The sequence below is a fragment of the Candidatus Culexarchaeum yellowstonense genome, assembly GCF_024707025.1.
GTDB lineage: Archaea > Thermoproteota > Methanomethylicia > Culexarchaeales > Culexarchaeaceae > Culexarchaeum.
On the sequence record NZ_JANGFQ010000180.1, the window covers coordinates 1 to 5,655 of the forward strand.

Here is a 5,655-nt window from a genome sequence, read left to right on the forward strand (position 1 = left end):
CCTCCACAATAATGTTTCCACATTCTATGTAAAAGCGTTTTGTTTCTCCTAATTCTATGTTGATCTTGGTTTTATTTTGAATTGGCAGTATGGGTCTCCTCTGGATATACATTTCTCCTCATATGCAGTCATATCTTTTCCAGTTAACTCTGAAAACCATCCTTCAAGAATCCCCTTTATGAAATATGAGCCTGAGGGTCTTTTCAACTCCTCTAGTATCTCGCATTCTATGGAGTGCATTATTTTCACTGTGAACTCATATGCCTCCATGTCCATGTGCTCCACTTTCATTATTCCGAAACCGCTCATCATGAATCTCGCTTCATGTAGTTTCATTAATTTTTCAAGATCTCTACCCACCATCCTCTCATGGGTTTCGAATCCAGCTTTACCAATTTCCCTCCCAACAATGTTTAATATCATTTCAGCTCCAATCCTACTCAACCCACTTATAATCCCCCTTAAACTATTGTACATGAGGATTATTGCCCTCGACCCCATGGCTGTTATTGGGAAGGAGTATGGGTCTATGGCCACTCCATCCACTGGGCTCGTATACACCCTCACATCTGCATTGAATTCTCCAACATTCATTCTTATCTCGTCTATTAGGCTTTTCAATTCTTCTTCACTAATCTTGGTTGAATCTATGAACATTGTTATGTATGAGTATTGTTCTGGCATTGTTGATGTGTAAAGTCCAACTATAGCTATGCCTCTTCTCGATATTGGTTGTATAACTTTTGCTAGAACTCCGGGGACTTCGGCGGCTTCAGGTTTAAGTCTTACATGTATTGTGGTGAATTTCCTATACCTGTGTAGCGGGATTGTCATCAATTCCCTTGGGAGGGTATCAGGGGCTTCTATCTCCATGATCTCCTCCCATGCCATTTCAATAGATTATTTTAAATCCCCCTTCAAGTATATAACCTTTTTTTATGTTTATATGTTATTCCTTTAGTTTTACGTATTTTGATAGGTTGGGGTTCTATTGTGTGGGTATGGGTAAGTGTTGTTGTGGTTTAGTGTTTCTTGAGTTTTTTGTGTAGTCTTTCTATTCTGTTTATGGCTTCATCGATTTTCTCTATTGGTGCTACTAGGGCTATTCTTATGTGTCCTTCCCCCATTTCTCCGAAGGTGGATCCTGCCACTACTCTAACCCTTTCTTCTTCGAATAGTTTTTGTGTGTATTCTATGGATTTCATTTTTGTTTCTGTTATGTCTGGGAATAGGTAGAAGGTTGCTTCTGGGTATACGCATTTCATGTTTGGGATTTCATTTAGCCTCTTCACGGAGTATTCTATTCTCTTCTCATATTCCCTCCTCATTTTCTCGTGGAAGCTCCATCCCTCCCTCAGCATTTTTGCTGCTGCTATTTGTAGTGGGACTGGTGTTGGCGATATTCCTATGGGTACTCTCCATATTAGTTCTGCCAGTTCCTTTGGGGCTATTATGTATCCTACTCTGAGTCCTGTCCATGCGAAGGTTTTTGATAGGCTCATGGCTATTATGGTTCTATCTTCAGCTTCCTTTATGGTTGCTATGGCTGTATGCTTCTTCCCCCTCCAAGTGTATTCATTGTATATTTCGTCTGATAGTATTAGGAAATCTTTTTCCGTTGCTATTCTGGCTATTTCTTTGAGTTCTTCCATGGTGTATATGCAGCCTGTGGGGTTGTCTGGGTTGCATATTATTATTAGCTTAGTTTTCTCTGTTGCCGCCTTCTCTATATTTTCTATGTCTGGTCTGAAGTATCCATCCTCAGTTTTCCTCATTTTTGCCCTCACAATTTTCCCACCGAAGTATTTTATTGGGTTTATGTATCCTTGGTATGCTGGGTCTGGTATTATTACTTCGTCTCCAGGGTTTATTGTGGCTGCCAGTGTTAGGAATAGTGCTGTTCCACCTCCCGATGTGGGTATTACTTGTGTTTCTGGATCTATTTTTACCCCATATTTTGAGTAGTATTCTGCCACTGCCCTTTTGAATTCTGGGTGTCCTTGGAATTCGTAGTGTGTTGCTCCAGCTTCTATGGCTTCCTTTATCCATTCTGCCACTATTGGTGGTTGGTTGAAGTCTGGGTCTCCTGCACCTAGATTTATTATGTCTCCTGTTCTAGGTATTGGTGTTCTTGTGGCTGGTCTTTCAGCCAATTGTAGTAGTTCCTTTTTCGCATATTTTGATATGTCCATCACATTTCACCACTTATTTAGCTAATTGATTTTCTCCATTGTGGAAACATTTAATGGTTTCGATTGCAGTTATTGTTTTGGGTGTGTTTGTTTGAGGGTTAGGGTTTTGGATTATCCTGGGGCTACTAAGGTTTATGATGATGATTTGGCTAAGCTTTCAAGCACAGTTATCCCCAATATTGCCAATGGCTTTGAGTTGGAGACTGGTTTACCTTGGATTGCTGATGTGGAGATTCATAAGGCTTTGGCTGTGGGTAGGGGTGTGGATGGGTTTAAGTTGATATACTCGTCTGGTTTCCATTATGGTTTTGATGGTGAGTTGGGTGTTTATGTTCCCACCATAGACTTGTATGCCCCTAAAATTTTAACTTATGATTTCAGGTGGCTTAAGGGTTTACTATACCATGAGTATCTAGTTTATCTTCATCAATGTTTCCATGGTTTGGATTGGAAGCCTAAGATCCTTTGGAATCCTGGGAAGAGGGGGGCTAAAATATATTATGATGTGTATTTGGATTTGGAGAGGGCTTTGGAGATGGCTTTAAGGTGTTTTAGGGGGGAGGAGGCTTTAATGAGCTTTCTGGATGTGGAGGTGGATATATTCCTTTCAGTTCTCTCTGGGAGTGTTAAGCCTAGGGTTGTGGAGGGGTTTCCAGAGTTGGATGTTGGGGTGGGGGAGGATGTTTTAGACCCCTCTAAGCCTCCAGTGGCTTTAACCATTAGGCCTAGAATACTCCTTGATAGGATTTATACTGGTGAAGATTTACCTGACTTGAAGGAGAAGCTTTCCAGTCGTGGGGTTTTATTGGAGAAGTATCTTATTTTGAGTGGAATGTTTAGGGAGAAGGCTTTCTAGAATGGCTTTTGGAAGCCTATAAATATTGTTTACCTACATATATTTTTGTGGGGCGTATCCCTTATGGTTTTGGATCCTCTCGACGTTCTCCGTAGGCTTGTGGCTGTTAATACTGTTAATAGTCCTGAGCAGGGGTTGAAGTGTGGTGGGGAGGCTGCTAACCTTATCCTTGAAATGTTTTCCAGTGTTGGTGTTAAGGGTGAGGTTTTGGAGTGTAATGGTTTTTATAGTGTTTTTGGTGTTTTGGGTGGGGGTAAGCCTATCACGATGTTTCTCGCCCACTTCGACACTGTTCCAGTTAATCCTTCTGAGTGGAAGTTTAACCCCTTTGAGTTGACTGTTGTGGGTAATAGGGGGTATGGTAGGGGTTCTGTGGATGATAAGGGGAATGTGGCTGCAATTATGTGTGCTGTGGAGCGTCTTGTGAAGCGTGGTTTTAAGGGGACTTTGATTTATGCTTTTACTGGTGATGAGGAGATTGGTGGTGTTAATGGTGCTAAGGCTGTTAGGGATAGGCTTTTAGAGTTGGGTTTGAAGCCTGATTACCTCGTTAATGGTGATGGTCATGGGATGCAGGTTATTGTGCGTAGGAGGTGTAGTTTTAGTGTTAGGGTTAGTGTTCCAGCTGTTAGGAGGATTGTTAGGGGTGTTAGGTTTACTAGGAGGTTTAATGTTGAAACCCCTATTTATGAGACTAGGCATGCAGCCTACTTTATGCCTGGCGTTGATTTACATCCATTGATTGCCGCATCATATTATCTTAGGTTGAATCCAGATCTCCATGTGGCTGGTTTGAGGGGGGATTTCTCTAAGAGTAATGTTTTGCCTGGTTTTGTGGAGCTTGATCTTGTTAGTTTGGATGAGCATGGTGAGCTTTTGGAGGTGGATGATTCCCTATCCAATCTTTTGAGGTCTATTATCCCCTTGGTTAGGGCTCCACTTAAACCTGAACTTTACAGTGATTTCGGCGTTTCCATAACCCCAAACTATTATAGGTTTTCTAATGGTGTTCACAGTTTGGTTTTTGATGTTAGGGCTATGTCTGGGGATACTGGTTTCCTTGAACCTCTTAGGGGTGTTTTGGCTAGGAATCTCCCTGGTGGTAGTGTGGAGTTTAGGGGTGGTGTAGGCTACTTGTATACTGATGAGGGTGAGGATATTGTGAGGTTTGCATTGGAGGTTTTGGGTGGTCTTGGGGTTAGGGGTTTAACTGTGGAGGCTTGTGGTGCTTCTGATTCCAGGTTTTATGCTCCCATTGGGGTTAAGTGTATTGATTTTGGTCCTCGTGGTGGTGGGATTCATGGACCCAATGAGTATGTGGAGATTGACTCCCTATATAAGACTGTGGATTTCTATGAGAATCTCTACCTAAAACTTTCACGTTCTATTTGAATATGGCTATTAATGTTGGGGTTACATACACCTCTATTATTGCTGCTGGTATTAGGAGGGTTATGCTGATTATCATGGGTTTAATTGTCTCTTTAAATGCCTTGGTCATGGAGGCTTTTCCATGGGTGATTATGGAGGCAATCTTCCTAGCTGCCTCCACCCCTATTCTTAGTCCGCATGCCCCTGCAATGGTTACTGCTGGTAGCTCTATTACCCCGTGTGGGAGTATGGCTATCAAGGCCTTAACTGGGTTTCCAGTTAAAGCCATCACTATGCCTATTATGTAGCCGTTTAATGCTAAGCTTGCAATTGTGGGTATTGTGAGTAGTGTTCCTGATAGCCACATCACCATTACTGCCACTAGGTTTTTGGTGAATATTAGGGTTACTGTTTGTATGGTGTATGGCATGTATTGTTTGGCTAGTTCCCTTAATGGCTCTATTAGTTGTCGTGCTTCTTGTGCGGGTGTTGTGGTTTCCAATCCAGCTATTATTCCTAGGATTAGTGTGGCTGCTGAGACTGCAATGTATGTTTTCAGTTTCACAATTTACCTTCCACTTATCATGGATTTTAGTTTTTCGTATGCTTCTTTTGGGTTTTCAATGTTCATGGTGGCTTCCTCCATTGGGCATGGTTTCAATCCACTCTTATCCATTATTGTTGGTGTCAAAGTTTCGTATTCCACTTTAACCTTCCACTTCTCCAGTGTTTTAAGTCCATTTAAGCTTATGGTTTCAGCGTAAACTTCATTTATCCCTGCATGTATTGCTAGTAGTGCTGCTGCTTTCCCAACTATTTTGTCTGCCATGGATGCTCCTCTAAGTTCTTCTTGGATTTCCTCTATTGCCTTCAGTAATCCTTTTACTCCACTTTCCGTGGACATGTATATTATTTTCCCATTTTTCGCTATTGCCAGTTTCTGGTTTAATTTTTCCAATGCTTCCCTTGCTATTTGTAGGTTGCTTTTCATCCCTGTATCCCACTTAGCTTCAATATTACCTTTACTATTAGGTTTATTGTGGCTTCTATGTCGCTTATGTGGGTTATGGCTGCTGGGCCGTGTATGTATCTGCATGGTACTGCTATGGCTCCGCTGGGTATTCCGCTTCTTGTTAGGTGTATGGCTGCTGCATCTGTGCTTCCACTTGGGATCTTCTTGAATTGGTATGGTATTTTTGCTTCTTCTGCTGTTTTCACTATGGTTTTTAGGATTTT

General features: G+C 41.8%; 6 protein-coding genes and 1 pseudogene. 2 read left to right on the forward strand and 5 right to left on the reverse strand.

Going from position 1 to position 5,655, the window contains the following annotated elements; translation table 11 throughout:
• Positions 1-54 precede the first annotated feature (54 nt).
• Both MRT15_RS10630 and MRT15_RS10635 read right to left on the reverse strand, forming a co-directional pair.
• On the reverse strand, positions 55-873 hold the full coding sequence (locus tag MRT15_RS10630; protein ID WP_304330128.1) for a V4R domain-containing protein: 819 nt from the start codon (positions 871-873) through the stop codon (positions 55-57).
• Positions 874-1,022: 149 nt separating this feature from the next.
• Positions 1,023-2,192, reverse strand: coding sequence for a pyridoxal phosphate-dependent aminotransferase (locus MRT15_RS10635; protein ID WP_304330130.1), 1,170 nt, complete (start codon positions 2,190-2,192; stop codon positions 1,023-1,025).
• Between the two features lie 91 nt (positions 2,193-2,283).
• On the opposite strand from MRT15_RS10635, the gene MRT15_RS10640 reads away from it, so the two are divergent.
• Together MRT15_RS10640 and MRT15_RS10645 are read left to right on the forward strand one after the other, a co-directional pair.
• Positions 2,284-3,048 (forward strand): hypothetical protein, encoded by a 765-nt coding sequence (locus tag MRT15_RS10640; protein ID WP_304330131.1) that lies wholly within the window; start codon positions 2,284-2,286, stop codon positions 3,046-3,048.
• Between the two features lie 63 nt (positions 3,049-3,111).
• Complete coding sequence (locus tag MRT15_RS10645) at positions 3,112-4,440, forward strand: M20/M25/M40 family metallo-hydrolase (protein ID WP_304330133.1); 1,329 nt, start codon at positions 3,112-3,114, stop codon at positions 4,438-4,440.
• Here MRT15_RS10645 and MRT15_RS10650 read toward each other — a convergent pair.
• The 3 genes and pseudogenes from MRT15_RS10650 to MRT15_RS10660 all read right to left on the reverse strand — a co-directional run.
• Complete coding sequence (locus tag MRT15_RS10650; protein ID WP_304330134.1) at positions 4,433-4,984, reverse strand: stage II sporulation protein M; 552 nt, start codon at positions 4,982-4,984, stop codon at positions 4,433-4,435. The two genes, MRT15_RS10645 and MRT15_RS10650, sit on opposite strands and share 8 nt — an antisense overlap.
• Positions 4,985-4,987: 3 nt before the next feature.
• Positions 4,988-5,410, reverse strand: coding sequence for a DUF1893 domain-containing protein (locus MRT15_RS10655; protein WP_304330135.1), 423 nt, complete (start codon positions 5,408-5,410; stop codon positions 4,988-4,990).
• A pseudogene (locus MRT15_RS10660) lies at positions 5,407-5,655 on the reverse strand (M42 family peptidase); the annotation flags it as partial. The gene MRT15_RS10655 and the pseudogene MRT15_RS10660, both read right to left, overlap by 4 nt.

Coding starts and splice junctions, on each gene's coding strand:
- MRT15_RS10630 (WP_304330128.1), bottom strand. CDS start 873: ATGGAGATAGAAGCCCCTGATACCCTCCCAAGGGAATTGATGACAATC.
- MRT15_RS10635 (WP_304330130.1), bottom strand. CDS start 2,192: ATGGACATATCAAAATATGCGAAAAAGGAACTACTACAATTGGCTGAA.
- MRT15_RS10645 (WP_304330133.1), top strand. CDS start 3,112: ATGGTTTTGGATCCTCTCGACGTTCTCCGTAGGCTTGTGGCTGTTAAT.
- MRT15_RS10655 (WP_304330135.1), bottom strand. CDS start 5,410: ATGAAAAGCAACCTACAAATAGCAAGGGAAGCATTGGAAAAATTAAAC.